The organism is Bacillus sp. NPDC060175, assembly GCF_042728695.1.
In the GTDB taxonomy this organism is placed as follows: Bacteria; Bacillota; Bacilli; order Bacillales; family Bacillaceae_G; genus Bacillus_A.
Window position 1 is genome coordinate 1 of record NZ_JBHWYR010000037.1, and the last position, 18,378, is coordinate 18,378.

At 34.3% G+C, this 18,378-nt stretch carries 25 protein-coding genes and 2 pseudogenes; 13 read left to right on the forward strand and 14 right to left on the reverse strand.

All coding sequences use genetic code 11. The features are described 5' to 3' along the window. A pseudogene (locus ACFWDE_RS18075) lies at positions 1-423 on the forward strand (hypothetical protein); the annotation flags it as partial. A 16-nt stretch (positions 424-439) separates the two neighbouring features. Then, positions 440-592: pseudogene (locus tag ACFWDE_RS18080) on the forward strand (relaxase/mobilization nuclease domain-containing protein); the annotation flags it as partial. A gap of 186 nt (positions 593-778) precedes the next feature. Here ACFWDE_RS18080 and ACFWDE_RS18085 read toward each other — a convergent pair. Both ACFWDE_RS18085 and ACFWDE_RS18090 read right to left on the reverse strand, forming a co-directional pair. Next, entirely contained in the window at positions 779-1,669 is an 891-nt protein-coding gene (locus tag ACFWDE_RS18085) for a DUF2726 domain-containing protein (protein WP_377893719.1), read from the reverse strand. Between the two features lie 89 nt (positions 1,670-1,758). Continuing rightward, positions 1,759-1,947 carry a hypothetical protein gene (locus ACFWDE_RS18090; protein WP_377893721.1) on the reverse strand — a complete coding sequence of 63 codons (189 nt, stop codon included), beginning with the start codon at positions 1,945-1,947 and terminating at the stop codon, positions 1,759-1,761. A 512-nt stretch (positions 1,948-2,459) separates the two neighbouring features. Here ACFWDE_RS18090 and ACFWDE_RS18095 point away from each other — a divergent pair. Next, on the forward strand, positions 2,460-3,113 hold the full coding sequence (locus ACFWDE_RS18095) for an IS6 family transposase (RefSeq protein WP_377893794.1): 654 nt from the start codon (positions 2,460-2,462) through the stop codon (positions 3,111-3,113). 133 nt (positions 3,114-3,246) lie between these two features. On the opposite strand, the gene ACFWDE_RS18100 is transcribed toward ACFWDE_RS18095, so the two are convergent. Next, positions 3,247-3,483 (reverse strand): helix-turn-helix domain-containing protein, encoded by a 237-nt coding sequence (locus ACFWDE_RS18100; protein ID WP_377893723.1) that lies wholly within the window; start codon positions 3,481-3,483, stop codon positions 3,247-3,249. A 312-nt stretch (positions 3,484-3,795) separates the two neighbouring features. On the opposite strand from ACFWDE_RS18100, the gene ACFWDE_RS18105 reads away from it, so the two are divergent. From ACFWDE_RS18105 to ACFWDE_RS18135, 7 genes are all read left to right on the forward strand, one after another. Beyond that, a complete protein-coding gene (locus ACFWDE_RS18105) occupies positions 3,796-5,091 on the forward strand; it encodes an FtsK/SpoIIIE domain-containing protein (protein ID WP_377893725.1) in 1,296 nt (431 codons plus the stop codon). Then, positions 5,063-5,608, forward strand: a complete 546-nt coding sequence (locus ACFWDE_RS18110) for a replication-relaxation family protein (RefSeq protein ID WP_377893796.1) — start codon at positions 5,063-5,065, stop codon at positions 5,606-5,608. Before ACFWDE_RS18105 ends, ACFWDE_RS18110 begins: the two co-directional genes overlap by 29 nt. Before the next feature lie 19 nt (positions 5,609-5,627). Beyond that, complete coding sequence (locus ACFWDE_RS18115; RefSeq protein ID WP_377893727.1) at positions 5,628-6,116, forward strand: hypothetical protein; 489 nt, start codon at positions 5,628-5,630, stop codon at positions 6,114-6,116. 64 nt (positions 6,117-6,180) lie between these two features. Then, a complete protein-coding gene (locus ACFWDE_RS18120) occupies positions 6,181-6,372 on the forward strand; it encodes a hypothetical protein (protein ID WP_377893729.1) in 192 nt (63 codons plus the stop codon). 204 nt (positions 6,373-6,576) lie between these two features. Continuing rightward, the gene (locus tag ACFWDE_RS18125) at positions 6,577-6,882 is read left to right on the forward strand and encodes a barstar family protein (protein ID WP_377893730.1); all 306 of its coding nucleotides are present in this window, start codon (positions 6,577-6,579) and stop codon (positions 6,880-6,882) included. A 129-nt stretch (positions 6,883-7,011) separates the two neighbouring features. Beyond that, entirely contained in the window at positions 7,012-7,602 is a 591-nt protein-coding gene (locus ACFWDE_RS18130; RefSeq protein WP_377893732.1) for a DUF3967 domain-containing protein, read from the forward strand. A gap of 291 nt (positions 7,603-7,893) precedes the next feature. Then, entirely contained in the window at positions 7,894-8,187 is a 294-nt protein-coding gene (locus tag ACFWDE_RS18135) for a hypothetical protein (RefSeq protein ID WP_284556804.1), read from the forward strand. A gap of 152 nt (positions 8,188-8,339) precedes the next feature. On the opposite strand, the gene ACFWDE_RS18140 is transcribed toward ACFWDE_RS18135, so the two are convergent. The 3 genes from ACFWDE_RS18140 to ACFWDE_RS18150 are packed head-to-tail and all read right to left on the reverse strand — an operon-like array spanning position 8,340 to position 9,906. After that, positions 8,340-8,630 (reverse strand): hypothetical protein, encoded by a 291-nt coding sequence (locus tag ACFWDE_RS18140; RefSeq protein ID WP_377893734.1) that lies wholly within the window; start codon positions 8,628-8,630, stop codon positions 8,340-8,342. A 29-nt stretch (positions 8,631-8,659) separates the two neighbouring features. Further along, entirely contained in the window at positions 8,660-9,061 is a 402-nt protein-coding gene (locus ACFWDE_RS18145; RefSeq protein WP_328031000.1) for a hypothetical protein, read from the reverse strand. 14 nt (positions 9,062-9,075) lie between these two features. Continuing rightward, positions 9,076-9,906 carry a ParA family protein gene (locus tag ACFWDE_RS18150; protein ID WP_078178400.1) on the reverse strand — a complete coding sequence of 277 codons (831 nt, stop codon included), beginning with the start codon at positions 9,904-9,906 and terminating at the stop codon, positions 9,076-9,078. Positions 9,907-11,610: 1,704 nt separating this feature from the next. On the opposite strand from ACFWDE_RS18150, the gene ACFWDE_RS18155 reads away from it, so the two are divergent. Continuing rightward, a complete protein-coding gene (locus tag ACFWDE_RS18155) occupies positions 11,611-11,964 on the forward strand; it encodes a hypothetical protein (protein ID WP_377893736.1) in 354 nt (117 codons plus the stop codon). A gap of 220 nt (positions 11,965-12,184) precedes the next feature. After that, positions 12,185-12,385, forward strand: coding sequence for a hypothetical protein (locus ACFWDE_RS18160; protein ID WP_377893738.1), 201 nt, complete (start codon positions 12,185-12,187; stop codon positions 12,383-12,385). A 196-nt stretch (positions 12,386-12,581) separates the two neighbouring features. Here the strand turns inward: ACFWDE_RS18160 and ACFWDE_RS18165 are convergent, their stop codons facing one another. Next, positions 12,582-12,698, reverse strand: a complete 117-nt coding sequence (locus ACFWDE_RS18165) for a YjcZ family sporulation protein (protein WP_002069235.1) — start codon at positions 12,696-12,698, stop codon at positions 12,582-12,584. Between the two features lie 386 nt (positions 12,699-13,084). Here ACFWDE_RS18165 and ACFWDE_RS18170 point away from each other — a divergent pair, with 386 nt between their 5' ends. Next, positions 13,085-13,381, forward strand: a complete 297-nt coding sequence (locus ACFWDE_RS18170) for an ArsR/SmtB family transcription factor (protein WP_377893739.1) — start codon at positions 13,085-13,087, stop codon at positions 13,379-13,381. 208 nt (positions 13,382-13,589) lie between these two features. On the opposite strand, the gene ACFWDE_RS18175 is transcribed toward ACFWDE_RS18170, so the two are convergent. The 7 genes from ACFWDE_RS18175 to ACFWDE_RS18205 all read right to left on the reverse strand — a co-directional run bounded on the left by ACFWDE_RS18175 (position 13,590) and on the right by ACFWDE_RS18205 (position 18,361). Then, a complete protein-coding gene (locus tag ACFWDE_RS18175) occupies positions 13,590-14,135 on the reverse strand; it encodes an excalibur calcium-binding domain-containing protein (RefSeq protein WP_377893741.1) in 546 nt (181 codons plus the stop codon). Positions 14,136-14,256: 121 nt separating this feature from the next. Then, a complete protein-coding gene (locus tag ACFWDE_RS18180; RefSeq protein WP_377893742.1) occupies positions 14,257-14,727 on the reverse strand; it encodes an SHOCT domain-containing protein in 471 nt (156 codons plus the stop codon). Between the two features lie 416 nt (positions 14,728-15,143). Continuing rightward, positions 15,144-15,722, reverse strand: coding sequence for a hypothetical protein (locus tag ACFWDE_RS18185; protein ID WP_377893744.1), 579 nt, complete (start codon positions 15,720-15,722; stop codon positions 15,144-15,146). A 139-nt stretch (positions 15,723-15,861) separates the two neighbouring features. Then, positions 15,862-16,311 (reverse strand): hypothetical protein, encoded by a 450-nt coding sequence (locus tag ACFWDE_RS18190; protein ID WP_078419513.1) that lies wholly within the window; start codon positions 16,309-16,311, stop codon positions 15,862-15,864. Between the two features lie 18 nt (positions 16,312-16,329). Beyond that, the gene (locus ACFWDE_RS18195; RefSeq protein ID WP_377893746.1) at positions 16,330-16,947 is read right to left on the reverse strand and encodes a hypothetical protein; all 618 of its coding nucleotides are present in this window, start codon (positions 16,945-16,947) and stop codon (positions 16,330-16,332) included. Positions 16,948-17,118: 171 nt separating this feature from the next. Next, on the reverse strand, positions 17,119-17,943 hold the full coding sequence (locus tag ACFWDE_RS18200) for a hypothetical protein (protein WP_377893748.1): 825 nt from the start codon (positions 17,941-17,943) through the stop codon (positions 17,119-17,121). A 73-nt stretch (positions 17,944-18,016) separates the two neighbouring features. Continuing rightward, on the reverse strand, positions 18,017-18,361 hold the full coding sequence (locus ACFWDE_RS18205) for a DUF4064 domain-containing protein (RefSeq protein ID WP_128283539.1): 345 nt from the start codon (positions 18,359-18,361) through the stop codon (positions 18,017-18,019). Positions 18,362-18,378 lie beyond the last annotated feature (17 nt).

Sequence of the window (18,378 nt, forward strand, 5' to 3'; positions counted from 1 at the left end):
ATAAATATTATGAATACAGAATATGACCGATTACTTGATTTAAAAACCAAGTTTAATAGCGATAGCTTGAGTAAAAAGCAAAAGGAAAAATTAATTAAATCACTAACGGAAAATCAAATGGATATACCAAAGAAATTACTATTAGAAGAAGTGTATGAGAAGATAAAAGAAGATTTTGTTTATATTATAGAATGTATAGAAAACTCGCCTGAACAAGATAAAGAAGTAACAGAATATGTATGGCAATATTTATATGGTGATACGCTATATAAGTTAGATGATAATCAATTAATAAAATTGGCCGATAGCATTTTTATTTTTGCACAGAAAGTGAAATTTAAGTTATCCAAACTCGATAATGTTTTTTCAGATGATGATTGGTTTGGACTGAAAGATATATTAGATGAATATGAAATTTATTAATTAAGGATTGATTACAATGTCTATTGTAAAAATACAAAAAGCCAAGGACTTGAAAGCTGTCATTAATTACAGTATGCAAGACCATAAAACAAACGAGGAATTAGCCACATCTTATGAATGTAATATTGAAACGATAGATAGAGATTTTAAAAGTGTTTTAGTTGATTACAAGAGAGGGATATGAATATTTAAATGTTAGATTAAAATAAAGTTTGATCAAAATAGATTCTAAGTTTTAGAGTTAGATGGAATTTTTATACGCTCTTATCTCACTATAGCTCCCGTTTGTTTAAGTGTATTCATTCACAAAATTAATTGGTTTTGATATTGAAAAAGCATGCTCAAATCTTTTTCTTCAATCTGTTAAACTGTCTACTTTTGCCAGATATTTAGTAATACATTTGTCATTATTTTTTAGTAATATCTCTGTAAGAATCGCCTTCACCTTCCTCAGTTCTTTGTATGAAATCCTATAAAGAGGAATACCGTTAGTATGACAATACTCATTTTTGATTTTGTCATGCTTCTTTATTTTCTCAAAATATTCATCTCCTCCCCACTTTTCTATTGGAGTAAAATGTTGCTTTCCATCAAATTCGATAAGACACTTAATTGAGTTTGTCCCATCAAAAACAACGAAGTCAAATGGTAAAGGATTAATATTCTTACACTCTTTCATAATAAATTGGTACTTGTGCAGAATACTGTTCATTTCAAGAAAATGCAGTATTGCCTTTTCGCCTTTAGAAATAGATGAACATTGAGGACATCTTTCACCTCTCTGGAATGATAGAAATCTTATAGAATGATGATTTCCGCAAGAACAGATGTAATTTAATTTCTGAAATGTTGAGCTTTTATACTCTGTTGTTAGTAATGTACAACCATATTCTTTAAACACCCTCTTGACATCCTCGTAATTATTTCTCAATCGTTTAATAGCACATTCCTTACATCTGTTCCCACTTCTAAAGTTCGGAAGGGTGACTTCTCCCTTATTACCACAAGAACATATATAAAATAGTTTTTTACAAGTGTGAATTTCTTTGGACAGGAGGATGCATCCTTCTTTTTCAAACTCTTCACTAATTTCTTCGTAAGTCCATTTTAAAGGCTTTTGTTTTCCAGTGCAGCTTTTACATAATCCAGAGCCTCTTTTATAGTTTTGAAAACTTGTTTTACATACTTTCCCGCACTTACATCTGTAGTGAATTGGCGGTTTGGCGTTGCGATAAGCCTTTCCCACATCTAAAAGCTCACAACCATTTCGTATCAATGCTTTCTTGACATCTTCGATAGAGTATTTTCTTCTGGATACTGCTTTTGCTGCCTTTTCTATACCACAATACTTACAGCCCTCACTCTAGCAAGTTGTTTATATGTAATTTCAGTATCCTTGTCAGTGTGATCGGGACAGACAAACTTCATTTTAAACAGTTGCCCCCTATATTCAGTTTCTAATAAGCTATAACCTCTTGCATCAAATGCTTGTTGGACTTCTTCAAACGTTTTTTTCTTCAGCATTTTATTTCTCCTTGATAAAATATCTATTTGAATCCTTTTCTTTTTAAATGAACTTTCAGTTTTATAAAAAAATCAGATCAAACCCCATTTAGAATTCTTTGATTGAAGAGATAAAACATCTTATCTTTGTTCTAAACGTCGCAACTTTATTCAAAGCATTGTGACTCTATTTCAAATTCACACTTGAAATTTCACGTACCAAATTAATGTAAAAAAATAGTTAAATAACGCAAAATAAAAGGTTTATAGTAAGAACAAATATTCTTCTTTTGAGAATAAAATGATGTTTGATTACTCAAAGTGCATGAATCGAATGATATTCTGTATAGATCTTTACTCATTTTTTTCCAGTTGTGCATGTGTTATGAGAGGTTTGGTTCTGGTGCAAAAACTTCAGGACCATTGCAACGAATCTATAAATATTGGATATACTGATACTATTACTCTACAAAAGGTGTGCGATCAGTATGGAAAAGGAAAATGTATTCAAATAGAAGCATTACCAGCCTGAGATTATCCTTCTTACAGTGAGATGGTACCTACGGTATAATCTCAGCTTTCGTGATTTGATGGAGGAACGGGGCTTATCCATTTCTCATACAACGATTATGCGCTGGGTTCATCAGTATGGTCCTGAATTGGACAAACGAATTCGTCGTCACCTCAAGCAGACCAATGACTCTTGGAGAGTCGATGAAACATATATCAAAGTTAAAGGGCAATGGATGTATCTGTACCGTGCCGTTGATTCGAAAGGAACCACAATCGATTTTTTCCTAAGCAAAACAAGAGACAAACAGGCTGCAAATCGCTTTTTCAAGAAAGCTTTGCGGTCTTTTCATGTTTCGCAGCCTCGTGTCATAACAGTCGATAAGAATCCGGCTTATCCTATAGCAATTGAACAGTTGAAAAAAGAGAAAATCATACCTGACGGTATGCAACTTAGACAGCAAAAGTACTTGAATAACATAGTAGAGCAAGATCATCGCTTTATAAAAAAGCGAGTCCGTTCTATGCTAGGGTTCAAATCTTTTGACACAGCTACAACCATTCTTTCTGGAGTAGAAGCCATGCATATGATTAAAAAAGAACAGGTTGATTTATGGGATCAGTCTGTCCAAAAACAGAAAGAATTCATCCATCAATTGTTTGAACTTGCAGTATAAGATACAATTCCGTTGGGAATATATGTATTTTATTCTTTTTTTGCACCAAAACCGTAAACATTTCACCTTGACTGCCCAATTCTTGTTCTGTATTTTTATCAAAAAATAAAAATAGCCTCGTTTTTTTACGAAGCTACATCCAAAAATCATCATAGTGAATATCATCTTTATTTGTAATCCTCTTTAAGGCCCTTACAATCTTTTGTGCGTTCTTCATTGTTGGTGCAAATGCATCGCCTTGACATACCCGACTTATTGTAGATTTACTTACACCACTTCGTTCAGCTAACTCTTGCTGAGTAACCCCGTTTTTATCTAGAAAACGAGCTAATTTAGACCGTCTTCCTTTACCTAAATTGAGCCAATTCATTTTGATCACTCCTGTATTTAATCCATTAGTACAAGAATGTCCAAAAATTTTATTTTTAAAACCTCCAGAAAATAGGAATGTTAAGCAAGCAGTATGAAATACCTTTTACCATACCAAACAAATTACGATTTACCGTTCCAAATTGATAGCCTTTCAAAACTTCGTTTCAGCTATTCCGAATAGAATTCGCTCACAGAATAATGATTCAGACATCGAAAGATTACTATTTTCAACGATTCATAGTTGTTTTTATCTCTTCTAATCTTCAGGGACTATTCTTGCAGAATACACAAAAAGAGGTGGTGTTTGACTTTGATATTTGAGTTAGTAAGTTCTGCAGCAGTTGGTAGTGTAATTCTTTTCGCGAAAATGCATCAAAAAGGAGCAACTAACGATGCTTCTAAAATACAACGTATTTGCGCTAACTGTGGTTTGAAAGTGAAAGAAGGGAAAGATACCAGGACCATACAGCTGCTTCGCAAGACGAGAAATGACTGGGGTGTGGAATATGCATATAGGATTCCCCTTGGACTTAGCTTCTCCGACTTCGAACAAAAGATACAACATTTAGAGGATGGGTTAAACCATAAGAGCAAAGTTTATGATTTCAAACTACAAGACTTCAAATCTCTTCGCTTGCGAAAAGATATCTTAAAACAAATACAAAACATCATAAACAAGAAAAAACTCATTAGAAAGGAAATTGAGCTGTCTTACGATGGTTTGCTGAAAATACGAGTTTACGAGAAGGGAATACCTGACTTTGTGAAGTTTGAAGAAGACATGATGAAGCAGTGTAGAGGTTGGGAGGTTCCTATTGGCTATACAAGGGACGGATTAGTAAAACATGATTTCGATGCAATTTCTCATATGATCTCGGCCGGTATGACGGACATGGGAAAATCAAATGTATTAAAGCTCATTATTACATCACTGGTACGCAATCAACCAGAGAACACAAAACTATTTCTTATTGATTTGAAGGGTGGTCTATCTTTTAACCGATATCGATTCCTAACTCAAGTCGAATCAATTGCGAAGAATCCAGAGGAAGCCCTGGAGACTCTAAGGGATTTGCAAACTAAACTGAATGATAGAAACGAATACTTACTAGAAAAAGGATACGAAGATATAAAAGAAGCTGGTGACCCAACAAGGTACTTTGTAGTTGTAGATGAAGCAGCCGACATGACGCCATATCAGGAGTGCAAAGACATAATCGTTGATATAGGTCGTCGTGGCAGGGCAGCGGGATTCCGCCTGTTATATGCGACGCAGTACCCAACCAATGAAGCACTGCCATCGCAGTTGCGACAAAACATTGGTGTCCGCGTTTGCTTTAGATTACAGACAGAAGCAGGGAGCCGTGCTGTGCTTGATGAGAGTGGTGCAGAAAGTCTTCCCAACATAAAAGGAAGGGCTATATATCAAACGAACGAGAAGAAGGTCTTACAGACTGTTTATATCGATAATAAGCAGATTGATAACATCATAAAGCCTCATATCAACATTAGAGCGAGGAAGGAGCATGAAGATGCAAAAACTAGCCATGAAGGAAGCAAGAACGGAAAGTATACTCTTGAGCTTGAAGAAACTCGGCTTTCTTAGTAGAAAGCAAATCCAGGTACTTCATGATCTTGGTGGTGACAGAAATGCTTCTCGTGTAATGAAGGGTTTAGAAGAATATGTATCTAGCTTCAGAGATATGGAAAAAGTTTATTATTTAAACAAAGAAGGACGTGAACGTATCGGCAGTAAGAAGGTCCTTAAGCGTTCTAATCAGTTCCGTCACTACATCATGAGAAATGACATCTACATCGCTTATGAATGCCCGAAAACATGGAAGCAAGAAGTGAAGCTGAATGTGAAAGGTATCGTTTCTATAATTGCAGATGCACTATTCTCAGATAATGGCCGTTATCACATTGTTGAGGTAGATCATGAGCAAAAGATGAGTGCGAACCGTGTGAAAATGCAGAAGTACAGAAAGTTGATGGAATGCAATGTATTTGAGAAGGCACCTAAATTTATTTGGTACACCACTACGGAATATAGAAGAAAGCAACTCCAGAAGCTTTGCGAGGGATTAGATTGTAATATCTTTACGGTTACTGATTTCCATTAAAACTAAGGGGATGGTCCATATGGCAACTGAGACGATGAGCATCAAAGATTTTATGGATGGTAACTATGGAGCAAAGAAAAAGTGGAGCTTGTTTAAAAAGAAAGCAAAAAAATACGCACCCGTGGCGGCACGTATTAGTATTGTGATCGGTAGTGCTATTATATTCAGCCAAATTATAGATATTCCTCATGTTTTCGCGTCAGGTTCGGAACCGGATGTGAATGAAGTATTCAAGGATGTTCAATCAAATGACGGAACAATAAAGAATTATATAGATGCCCAACTGTATAACAGGATTGTAAATGCATTTGAGCCAGTTATCTTTTTGATTAAAGCAGTGTCCTATCCTATTGCATCCGTTGTAGCGTTATGCGGTGGTTTGTTCATTATGGTCGGCAGCCAGGAACGGGGATTCTCCCTTATTTCAAGAGCGGGAATTGGTTATATTGTTGTTCAAATGATACCGTTGTTTATGAGATTACTTGTTGAAATTGCTAAAGCTATATAAGATATTATTAAGGTAGTAGCAAACGGATAAGTATACTATAGGTACCGATAAGGAGGTGACTAAAGTGAAAAAAGTCTTTTTTAGTAACATATCAACTTTTTTTGTATTAGGATTCTTATTACTATTGCTTGATTATAATAATTTATCAACCCTTGAATCCATTTTTATTGCAACAAGTATAACGGCATTCATAGCATTTTTATTAAATTTAGCTTCTGCTTATTGGCTGAAGAAAGTCGAAAAAGATTATATATAAGTGACTTAAAAAGGCCCATAGAGGTCTTTTTTCTTTGCAGGAATTCCATACCCATCATGGAATACCCTCACTAGGAAGTGTCGTGACGTTATGACGGACGAAATTGTTTATTCTGCTAGTGAAGTATACAAGCGATTAGGAATAAGTGATATATTGTAAAATAGTGATGAAATATAAGCCTAATATGTTAATGGGGTGTATAAATTGAGTAATGAACGTGAATCAATTATGGTCATAGATGTAAGCAACATTTATAGTGCAAAAGAATTGCATTTACTTCTTAAAGAGAAGCTTGAGTTTCCTGATTTTTACGGGGAAAATTGGGATGCCTTTTGGGATTGTATTACAGGATTTGTGTTCCCTTTGCCAAACAAAATGATTTTTAACGGATGGTCAAAGCTAGAAAAAAGATTACCGACAGATGCAAAAATAATGAAAGAGTGCCTTTTTGATTGTAATGAAGCGCATAGAAGGAAGCCTGAATGGAAAAGTGAATTCTTATTCAATTAAATAACAGGAAATATATATAATGTGACTAAGAATCTTAATATAGAATAGGAAGCCCTAGTAGGGGCTTTTTTCTTTGCAGGAATTTATATAACCTCATTGAATACTCTCACTAGGAGGTGTTGTGACGCTATGACGGACGAAATTGTTTATTCTGCTAGTGAAGTATACAAACGACTTGGAATAAGTGATAGCACCCTTAGAAAGTACATGGAAGTATTATTGCGTGAGGGATTTGCTGTAAAGAAAGATAATCGAGGCAGACGCCAATACACAGAGCATGACGTTATGGTGATTGATAAGTTAATTGAACTCAGCAAGCATGACGGTATGACGCTGGAAAAGGCAGCGAAGATGATTGCGCAGCGATTAGAAATTGCTAATCCAAATACGGAGACAGAGGAAGCCCAAGAAACGGATCTAATCCCATTCCATATTCAACAGCAACTCCAACAACAGTACAGCGTTATGGCACAAGAAATGAATCAGAGTATAGCATCAATGGAGAAGCGATTGAGTGAGCAAGCGATGCAAAACAACGAGGAAATCAAAGTGAGTATAGAATCGCATAATGAACGCGTGGAAAAGCGATTAGAAGCACGAGACGAGACGCTTATGAAAACACTACGTGAGATGCAGGAATCTAAGAGATTAATGCAGGAATTTCGGGATGAGGTTGCGGCTGCGAAAGAGAAGAAAAAGCCGTGGTGGAAGTTTTGGTAAGGGTTTGTAATAAACTACGCATAAGTAGAAATGTATACATTTCTACTTTTCTACTTTGATGAAAGATATATATATCTTTAGTTACATAATGAGGCACTGACAACAAAATGCGGATTTTATTCGCTAAGAAATTTATAAAAATTTCAGATGAATCTTAGCATCTTCAATAATCTTAAAAACCTCCATTTTTGAGAACTTAATAGTAAGAATAATCTCACTATTAAGTTCTTATTTATGTTAATATTATACAAAATGATACCAAAAAAAGGGAGAAGGAGGGGAGAATTATATATGGTTATTATTCAAGCAATAATAAAAATTATATTTAAGATTGTTGGTCTTTTATTAATAATTTTGGGACAAGGTTTAATATTACTTGCAACAATTTCGGGATTTTTAGTGAATATTATTACTGGATTTTTATTTCTTTTGGCAATTATATTTACTTTTTCAGATGCAAGTTTAGTACAAAAAGTGTTTGTTTGGGGTATGGCTATAATTGTTGGGGCAATTGCAACTAATATTTATACAATACCTGAACGATTGGTAAATACAGGAGCATATTTAATGGATTATGAATTTTAATTATCCATTTCAAAATTTAGGGATACCTAAAATAAATATTTGCGATAAACTATATATTTATTTTAGGTGTTACTCACTTTCTGCATTTTGCGGTCAGTACCCGATAATGAAAAAAAGAAGTACCCCTAATTAGAAACAGGGATACTTCTTTTTTATATTTCAGTCAGTAATTTAAATTTCATTTTCTGTTCTGCAGTTAATTCATTTTCTACATAATGATTTATAAGTAGATCAATTATTTCGTGAGCAAATTTCGTGTTGGTGATTTTCATTAGTGCTTCAAGTTCTTCTTTGGATTGGCTAGGAATTTTAATACTTCCTTGTTGGTTTGTAAATTTCTTTTTCTCAGGCGCCTGTATTTTCTTTTCTGAGTTAGTATTTAAATCTGAGTTGTCAGTAATAGGCGTAACTGTTACTACAAATGAATTATTCTTATTTTCCACAGGTACCACTCCTATTTAAAACTTTTTTGTTATTTCTTCTCTAACATTTCATAAAGGTGCTTGTACATCCCTTTATAACCTTCAGATTGACGCGTTGTTAGCTTGGTATTTACATAGCTTTCAAGAAGCATATCGATGATGCTGTTAATCGATGCCTTATCCATACTTTCTTGTTCTTTTATAAATGGTTTAAGAGTATTTAGCTTTAATAAAACAGCTGGTGAAATTTTAGCAGTTTTAGATGGAACTAAACGTTGATCTGGCTTCTCAGGAGCAGTTACTTTTGCTTTATTGATGATAGGTTTAATAACTTGCTTCTTAAGGGGCTCACTATTACGGCCAAAATCGTTAGTTCCTTTTATCTGTACACCTTTGTCATTTAAAGTGTTTCCAGGTTTTGTGACTATAGGTTGAAATGGTGCTTTAGACATTATGAACCTCCTCCTTAAGCATTAATAGTAGCAAAATAGTTTTCATGCTCATTAAGTTCGCTAAGAACATCGATGAATAGTTGATGAGCTTTTTCATCCCACATATCAATATTGCCGTTAACGTTAACATTTTTATGAATTCCTTCAATATCGTACACTTTTAGACGCTCTTGGTATCTAACGATTGTATCTAGAACGTTTCCGCCATACATTTCCTGAGCTTGTTGTAATACTTTATTATCCACTCGTTTACCTTGATGTAACATCATTGGGATAATACCTAAAACTTGTAGGTCTGCATCATATGTTTCTGCTAAGAACTGCATATAAGCGATGTATGTTTGAGCACCTTCTAAAGATAATTCTTGTGTCTGTAGAACGATGATACAATAATCTGCTGCTATCATAGCGTTATCTGAGTAGTCACTGATTGTTGGTGGTACATCTATGTATATGCGATCATATTTATCTTTTAATGGTTCTAGTAATTTTTTTAAATTTGTAATCTGGGCAAGTTCATCTTCAGGGAACATATCAAATAAGATTTTTGATAGTTTTCTAAATGAAGTGTTAGATGGAACAATGTCCAAATTCTCCATTACTGGGATAATCTCATTCTCTAAATTTTGATTTAGAAATGCATCCGTAATAGACTTGTCTATTTGTTCAATGTCACCTGTTTTAGCAAGGACTCTTGTAGCATTACCCTGAGGGTCCATATCCACTAAAAGACATTTCTCATTAAATACTGTAGCTGCTTCATAAGCCAACATTGTAGCTGTTTTTGTTTTTCCAACTCCGCCTTTAAAGTTACCGATTACGTATGTAGTTGCTTGTCTAGTCATTTTCGACACTCCTCTATAAAACTCCGAATAAGTATACCTTTGAGTAAAATGTAACATCTACATACAATATTCGCAACAGTATACCGCAGAAAAGTTTATGTTTTTCAAACGGATTTATCGAAAGAGTAGAAAAGTATACTTAAGCGTAAGATTTTTTAGTATACTTTTCTACTTTTCTACTTAAACGTAGTTTATGTAAATCGTAATTTCACAAGTAGAAAAGTATACATTTCTACTTAAACGTAGTTTTGAATGTTTTTCTCTGTACGCTGGTATTTAAGGGTTAATTGCACTTTTCGAGGAGAGAATGCTTGTAAATATGAGTGCCAAAGTATACATTTCTACTTATGCGTAAGTTAGAAAGAGTATACCAAATTTGAAACTCAGGTAGAAAAGTATACTTTTACACTTTTTCGTAGTTCCACTTTTCTACTTATGCGTAGTTTTGAGTTGTCAATTCTGTATTTACAAACAAAAAAACTTGCTGTAAGTTAATACACAACAAGCTTTTTCTACAAAACAAAACATATTTTGATATTTTAAATAAATGAAGATCGATAGAACGAATATAACTACAATTGAATATGAACAAAAAACAAAAAGCCACTCCCATATGCTATCGGCTACCAACCTATAGCGGGAATGACTCTTCTAGCTAGTGTACCACCACTTGGCTAGAATGAACTGTATTAACCCACAGTGTTTACGTTTAAGTAGTGTACCATCACTAACCTTAAACAACTATGCCTTTTCACGAGGCTTCTTTGATATACCCATTTTATCTATTGTTTGGATAAATATCAACTAGTAAATACTAGTTTTGATTATTTTGTAGTCCAAAAGATATATACCGGGCATCTCTAAACCTAGAAGTCTTGTGATGTACAGGTCATTTAGGAATTGGAGATGCCTTTTTGTTTTTGTTCGCGTGGAATTGCCTGATACCACGTAAATAAAAACTGATAAGCCGTGATTCCGTGCTTCTATATAGAGGGAACGTGTTACGGCGTGGCTAGCTGTTAGTCGTGCAGGGGGTACAAAGTATACGCCTACAAAAACAGCACCCCTCATTGGAATCCTGTTCTTCTGGTGAGGGAGGGCGAGAACTTGCCCAGAGACGATTCTCTGAAAGGTTCGGGTGGTTATCGTTAGCATTACGGTGCTAGGGAGTACATTCAGTTTGTCGTGTAGGGACGATATTACAAGGACAAGCCATAGAAAAAGGATGTATGCGGTGAAGATCGCTGAGTGAACAGGGTCTATACATACGGATACCTTATAAGTGACCGCATGGCGAAAACAAAGACGCTTATCCATCTATTTTGATTGATTACTTTTTTTGTGATTATTCAAAATAGGGGATAAATCTGCCTTCCAGCCGTGTTCCATAATCGTTCCCACATGATAAAAACCCTCAAGACCTTCTGTCAAGGCTAATTATGAAGAAAAGATGAAGAATATGAGATTGTATAAGTCCTAGGGAAATGACGTACTAAGATAGAGGAATAAATAAAGGAATTACTACTTATTTAGCTAGAGGAAAAGAGGATGGGTGATTAGAATAGGCCTTATTGCGAAATTTGGTTTTATCAATCAGATATAGTACGTGAAATTTATTTAGGTATGTTTATTTATACGTCAACAAAAGATAATATGAAGGTGTTATCCTAGTATTATATAAATTAATAGAAGAGGGGATCAACTATGTTAATGGAGCTTGAAATTATGGATTTAGGTTTTACAAAAGATGATATTGAAGAAATTAGGAATAATTTTGAATGTACACCTAACTTAGTAGATTGGGAAGAAATGATTTTATTTAAAAGTGATGAGGAGATTTTTAAGCATCGTTTCATTGATGAACAAGATAAAGAAGCGATTATTGAGACATTATTAGAGATGGGGGAAGTTTCAGCAGAAGATTTAGAAGATGGTCAAACTGTAATGGGTTATATGGTAGATAACGGTGATGATACTATCTTTAAATTACCTAATGGGCGATGGGTAATTTTTTCTCATGAATTATTAGGTAAAGAAGCAAGACAACAAATGGATTGATTATAGTATGATTCAGGCGCTTTATGCGTCTTTTTTTATAAAGAAAAGACACATAAAGCGCCTTCCTCCGACTTGGACTATCCTGTATTAATGCCGTGCCGATTAATAAAATAAGTTATATAAATAATTTGTTATACTTCCATGTCCCCTAGCTGATATAATGTATAAGGCAATTATTGGTTAATTAATAGCGCACATATATTAGGGAGGCACATAAGCCATGTTAGAAGTAATTACGGCATTTTTCTTACTAATTTTCAATTCTATTGTGTATCTCTTTTCAAGTGGAGAAACTAAGCAAATAGCAAAAAATCATATAAAGGAAATTGTTAATAGTCCGGATGGAGTAATAATATTAATCGTTGCTGCGGCACTTTTAATCGGGGGGATATATTTATATTTTTATGGTTTCGATTTATGAATATAAACTAAAATCATATCCAAGTATACGAGACAATGGTTCACCTGGGAAGTATGCGTATTATGGTGGAGAATGGGACACAGGTGGTCTTTTTGGAGAAGCCAAATGTGTTTATAATAAAACTGATGAATCGGATAATAAATAATATACATAAAGAAAAGGCACCCAGATAAGGGTGCCTTTTCTAATAGTTTTTTTAGCAGAAGCAAGAAGCTCCAACGATGATTAATAAAATAAACAATACAACTAATAAAGCAAAGCCTCCAGCGAAACCTCCGCCGCCACAACTACCGCAACTACCACCAAATCCCATTTTAATCTCTCCTTTGAGTAGGAGGGGAAATTCAAGGTCACTCATGTATTTTAACGGGTTCACTTTACCTTATGTTTTTACGCCTGAATTGAGCAGGTCCTAAAAAAAAGACGCCATAAGGCGTCCCCCACAATTGGGTAGATAAGGTTTATTTTTCCAATTTATAGAAATTAGGTATCACACCTTTAGAGTATATCATAATATCTATTAAATTTAATGTACTATGCATTATTACATAAAAGAAATGACAACCTAAGGTGCCTTCCTCTCACTTAAATCACCCAAACTTGAAATTTTTACATTTTCATAGAAAATATTAGGAGGTTAATTTTCGTTTTTATGTTAAAATACTCAATATTCGTATTGATATTAGGGAGATGAATAGTATGTCTGGCGATTTCAACATGGATTCTAATTATTATGTAAATGGTGCTGAAATCTTAGAGTTATTAGGTAGTTTAAGTCGTTTATTAATTGTACGTGAATTGGTTGTAAGTGGGACTTTAACAGTTTCTCAGTTGAGTGCTGCGACGCATATTTCGGAACCTATGATTTTACAACACTTACGCAAACTAACTATAGGTAATATTGTAATTAGCGAGCGCAAGGGTACAAGGCTTTATTGTAGAATAGAAGATAAGAAAGTTATTGATATTATCGATTTATTAGGATTATTATATTAAGTTTTATTTGATGTCTTTTTTTGAATTTAAGCACTTTATAATTGAAACAATAACAAATAAAAAAGACACCCTAAGGTGCCTTCCTGCGATTTGAACCATCGTATTGTAATATGGTATCGGATGCCAATCCAATTATTATTTTACCACGTTAAGTAGTTTTGGTTATTGAGAAATAAAAAAGCACTCACAAGGGTGCTTAGTCATAAATTTAATGTTTTTTACTAGATTTTTTATGTCCTTTATTTCGTTCACAAGCTACGCCATCACCATCACGATCTAAATGCGAAGCATAAGCTGGGCTATCTGGAGTTATATCATAGTAACCGGCATTATTTGCATCTGTACAGTTTGCAAAGTGAACTTTCTCTTGTTTAGGTGCAGCTTGTTGCTGAGGTGCTGTATTAGCTGCAGCTTTTTGTTGCTCCTGTTCTTTTGCTCGAGCTGCTTCTTGTTGTTTCTTTTGTTCTTCCTGTTGTCTTTGAGCCTCTTCTTGTTTGCGTTGTTCATCTAATCGCTTTTGCTCTTCAGCCTTTTTCTGTTCATCTAATCGTTTTTGCTCTTCGGCTTTTTTCTGTTCTTCTATTTTCTTTTGTTCCTCTTCCTGTTTTTGCTCATCTAACTTCTTTTGTTCATCTTCTTTTTTAGTTTCTTGTTTTGGTTCTTCTGATGTACTTGCTTTATCATTTGAACCACAAGCAGCCAATCCCATAAGTAACACGCTGCATGCTAAAGCCATTAATAATTTTTTGCTCATAATTTAATTCCTCCAAGATATATAAAATGTAATATTTCTGGACAATCTTATCAAAATAAACATCTGTATATTGTTATATTGTGTCGAATAGGAATAAAAAAAGAGAGCGGATGCCCCCTTATTATATTCCTAATAGTTGTTTCTTTTTTGCTGTAAACTCTTCTTCTGTTAGAATTCCTTGATCTTTCAATGCAGCTAGTTTAGTGATTTCGTCAGCGACCGAATAGTTATTTACAGGCGTTGTTGTAGAAGGATGGTCATTAGAAGCGAAAGTATTTTTTTCTTGTTCGTTCATATACCCTTCTATTAACTCTTTTGCTTTTAAGAAATTGTTATATTCGTGTTTATTAAACATGACAGTATTTTCATCTTTTGCCAAGTCAGAGGTGGATCTATTTTTTACTTCAGAGCTCCCAGGGAAAACGAATTGGATATAACCATGTGAAAGGAAGCCTGGTGGTTTGAATTGTATACCCGTAAGACTTTTGATTTGGATTTCTTTAGATCCCTTACCGATTAAACGAGAGTATTTAATAGTAATTTTAGTTGGTGTGACTACTAGTGTACTTAGTTGCCCTTTAAATTCTAGCATGTATATCTCCTTTTTATAACAGTTTATGTTGATAATAAGATGATGATAGCAAATTATATCTTGTTAATTTGTCATATTCTGTCGAAAGGTATTAAAAAAGACACCCTAAGGTGCCTTCCTCCGACTTGAACCACTTTAATTTTAATAATATGTATTGGATGACTAATCCAATACTATTTTACCATGTTAAGTAATTTTATGCATTGAGGAATACGGTATACCTCTTTATTTGAACGTAAAAAGCCCTAGAGGGGACTAGGGCTTTTTGACAGAATGAAAATGATTCAAAAAAGGACTTGTATAACGTAACATACGAATGTTTCATAAATGTATCGTAAAAGTGAACAAAATCTTTATGATTCGGGATTATTCTAATAATATTTTTTCTAATAGAATTGCGTGATCTTACTGTTCTATTATTTACTACATGTATCTACTTTCTTTTGATACTTGGCCGTACTCTCCTTTATAGCTGGATTTTGTTCGGCATTTTTTAATTGTTCAAGAACATTTTTCGCGTCGTCACAACTCATTTTTTCACGTTCTTTATCCTCAAATGATTGTGCTCTTCTTTTTGCATACTCTAAACTATCTTGTTCTTCACGTGCTTCTTTCTCTGTCTTTTTCTGCTTTTGCACTTGTGCTGCTTGTTGTTTATGGGATTGTTCCTGCTTTTGACGTTGCTGCTCTTCTTGCTTCGCTTTTTCTTCAGCCTGTCGTTGCGCCTCAGCTTCTTGACGTTGTTGCTCTTCTTGTTTCGCTTTTTCTTCAGCCTGTCGTTGTGCTTCGGCCTCTTGACGTTGCTGTTCTTCTTGTTTCGCTTTTTCTTCAGCCTGTCGTTGCGCCTCAGCTTCTTGACGCTGTTGTTCTTCTTGTTTAGCCTTTTCTTCAGTTTTAGATTCATTAGAAGTACTTGCTGCTTTGTTAGTTGAGCATGCAGCTAATCCCATGATTAAAGCACAGCTTGTAAGTGCGATTAATAGTTTGTTGTTCATAATATGTATCCCCCAGTATCTAAAATATAAGATTTCCTGAACTATAGTAACAAACTATTACTCTGTACATTGTCATATTATGTCGGAGGGGTGATAAAAAAAGACACCTTAAGGTGCCTTTTCTGGATTTTTATTATGCTTATGATTCCCTTATTAGGATATCAACTGAAACGTCAGGGTTATGTGAACTGTACATATAAACATCAATAAATTCTTCAGTAATCTTCCAAATAAATTTAGGGTTACTGATTTCCTTGCCATATAAAAACTTTAACGTTTCATATGCACGTTTTAGTATTTCTCCAGGCCTACTGTTATTAATATATTGGTCTTCATATGCATCTTTTACTTGAAATACATTATGACTTGTATACATTCTAGCACTGTAATGTTGTTGTGGTTCATTTAAATAGAAACGTTCTACTAATAAATGCTCACCGTAGACATCGTCTCTCGCCAATTTTTCTTCTTTTAATATCGAAGTTGCTACTAAATGCGCCCAATGTTTACTTCCATAATCGTGCACCCATTCTTCACCAGTAATATGTTTTTTAAAGCCTTCTTCAAATTGTTTGTATATTTTTTCCATTTTTGCACCCCTTGTGAATTATTTATTGATAAGCTTCAAGATTTCTTTTGTAGCTTCCAATCTAACAGTTTCATCCTCAGAGTTTTTCATTAAGTATTTTAATGTTTCTAATGACTCTTTAAGTAGATCTTCACTATCCTCGAGTTTAGTCGTTTTTGGCTTTTCGCCAGTAATATATTGTTCAATTTCAGCTTCTTCCCATGTGCCATTAAAACGGCAAACCGTGCGAATATTTTTAAGTAAAGATTGTATCTTTGCATTGAATTCTTCAAAAGGAACTTCATTTAACCAGGTAACTGAACGTGTATGAGGCATATAGTTTTCGATGTAATCTGTCCGATATGTATAGTCTTTAAGCTCTCCTATATGAACCATACCATCTTTACGAACAAGAACTATATCACCAGCGTTCATTACAGTAACAAAGGTATTGACCATACTAAAATTAGTTCTAAATGATTGTCCTTCATAACTTGGATAGGCAGAGGATAATTTTTCACGAATCACATCAGTGGATGCTCCTGTTAAATCGCCAGTTTTATACCACCCTATCGCGATGAACTTATCCTCTATAAAGCTTGGAAAACGCTCGATTTTCTCTGGTTTAGTTCTTAACATGAAAATATTTTTAGCCATTTTAAATTCCTCCCAGGTTTTAAATGTTGAACGAATAATTTAGTTATAACTAAGTTGCAACTTAGTTATAACTATACAGTAACAAGGTAAATAAAGTCAAATAAAAAAAGCACTCTTTTTTTGAGCGCTTTAAAATCTATATTTTGTATAAAAGTATTCTATATGTCTAATTTACTTGATTACATCACCAGCAACTCCGGACATTGCCATAATATCAATTATTTTATCTGATACATTGGTTTCTTCTCCGCCTCCATAGTAGGCGTTTAATGCATCAATAAACCAATATGCGTCGGCTGTTACAGAACTACCTGCAGATTTCATGGATTCAATCAAAGTTTGAACATATATGAACTTATCATCAAATGACAACTTAACCCAATCCCTACCGGTTGCAATTCTAATCTTTTCCACTTCTGCATTAGCTGATGAGGAAGTACTAGTTGAAGGTGATGGATTGCTACTTTCAGGTTTGATATATTTTCCATCTTTAGCACTTGCATCGTAAATGATATTATTTTCAGCAACACTTTTGTCTTTATCATCTAAGTGAAGCCACCCTCCAATTAAGCCAGGTAGATCATAATTTGCGTAGTATTCGTGTTTATCTGTTTTTAATACAACATTTATCAATTCACATTTAATGCCTTTTCCACAGTATAACTCTCCCTCACCATCTTTACCTTGCGGTGTTCCGCTTTGTTTCTTGATGATTTTACCTATGGATACCAAGTATTCATATTGTTCTTTAGGTTGTAAGTTATCAAATGAATCATCAAGGTAAGCTATGATGTCATAATAATAAGATGGATTTTTAGTATTTTGATCTGATTTTTCTGTTTCTTTGTATGTTACGGAGTTTAGATGCTTTTTAATCTCTTTATCCTTTGATATTCCGGAGACAATACCATCTAAATTCTCAGTGATATACTTTGGTCCACCACAACCTGATAAAACTAACATTGCTGTGATAATGGTTAAAATGATTCTTTTCATAGTTGTCCTCAATTCTTGTTGTTTTTCCTGGATGCAATCTACAAAATAAAAGCACTCTTTCGAGTGCTCACTTTTAAGCAGATACAGAAGCTTTTCCTTTACGGAAGATGCCCATTAATCCGCCGATCAATAATAATACTCCTGGTAATAAGTAAACAATAGAGATACAGATGAATCCGCCAATAGCAGCGACTGTCATCATGATACCGCCAACTTTAGCATTCTTTTTAACTACTACGCAGCCAACAATTCCTAAAATCGATAGAGCGACAGCTCCCCATCCTAAACCGATAATGCTATCTGCACCTTCAGCTTCAAACGCAGCTCCCATACCGCCGATCATTAAAGCGATAAATGCACAAATAATACCGAAAATACCACCAATAAGTCCTAATACAAATTCAGTTGTTCTTTTCATATTTATAATTTCTCCTT

Bases quoted from the DNA above. Each gene is read 5' to 3' on its own strand.
- ACFWDE_RS18090 (WP_377893721.1), bottom strand. From the start codon at position 1,947: ATGCTGAAGAAAAAAACGTTTGAAGAAGTCCAACAAGCATTTGATGCA.
- ACFWDE_RS18100 (WP_377893723.1), bottom strand. From the start codon at position 3,483: ATGAATTGGCTCAATTTAGGTAAAGGAAGACGGTCTAAATTAGCTCGT.
- ACFWDE_RS18115 (WP_377893727.1), top strand. From the start codon at position 5,628: ATGGCAACTGAGACGATGAGCATCAAAGATTTTATGGATGGTAACTAT.
- ACFWDE_RS18130 (WP_377893732.1), top strand. From the start codon at position 7,012: ATGACGGACGAAATTGTTTATTCTGCTAGTGAAGTATACAAACGACTT.
- ACFWDE_RS18135 (WP_284556804.1), top strand. From the start codon at position 7,894: ATGGTTATTATTCAAGCAATAATAAAAATTATATTTAAGATTGTTGGT.
- ACFWDE_RS18145 (WP_328031000.1), bottom strand. From the start codon at position 9,061: ATGTCTAAAGCACCATTTCAACCTATAGTCACAAAACCTGGAAACACT.
- ACFWDE_RS18150 (WP_078178400.1), bottom strand. From the start codon at position 9,906: ATGACTAGACAAGCAACTACATACGTAATCGGTAACTTTAAAGGCGGA.
- ACFWDE_RS18155 (WP_377893736.1), top strand. From the start codon at position 11,611: ATGTTAATGGAGCTTGAAATTATGGATTTAGGTTTTACAAAAGATGAT.
- ACFWDE_RS18160 (WP_377893738.1), top strand. From the start codon at position 12,185: ATGTTAGAAGTAATTACGGCATTTTTCTTACTAATTTTCAATTCTATT.
- ACFWDE_RS18165 (WP_002069235.1), bottom strand. From the start codon at position 12,698: ATGGGATTTGGTGGTAGTTGCGGTAGTTGTGGCGGCGGAGGTTTCGCT.
- ACFWDE_RS18170 (WP_377893739.1), top strand. From the start codon at position 13,085: ATGTCTGGCGATTTCAACATGGATTCTAATTATTATGTAAATGGTGCT.
- ACFWDE_RS18175 (WP_377893741.1), bottom strand. From the start codon at position 14,135: ATGAGCAAAAAATTATTAATGGCTTTAGCATGCAGCGTGTTACTTATG.
- ACFWDE_RS18180 (WP_377893742.1), bottom strand. From the start codon at position 14,727: ATGCTAGAATTTAAAGGGCAACTAAGTACACTAGTAGTCACACCAACT.
- ACFWDE_RS18185 (WP_377893744.1), bottom strand. From the start codon at position 15,722: ATGAACAACAAACTATTAATCGCACTTACAAGCTGTGCTTTAATCATG.
- ACFWDE_RS18190 (WP_078419513.1), bottom strand. From the start codon at position 16,311: ATGGAAAAAATATACAAACAATTTGAAGAAGGCTTTAAAAAACATATT.
- ACFWDE_RS18195 (WP_377893746.1), bottom strand. From the start codon at position 16,947: ATGGCTAAAAATATTTTCATGTTAAGAACTAAACCAGAGAAAATCGAG.
- ACFWDE_RS18200 (WP_377893748.1), bottom strand. From the start codon at position 17,943: ATGAAAAGAATCATTTTAACCATTATCACAGCAATGTTAGTTTTATCA.
- ACFWDE_RS18205 (WP_128283539.1), bottom strand. From the start codon at position 18,361: ATGAAAAGAACAACTGAATTTGTATTAGGACTTATTGGTGGTATTTTC.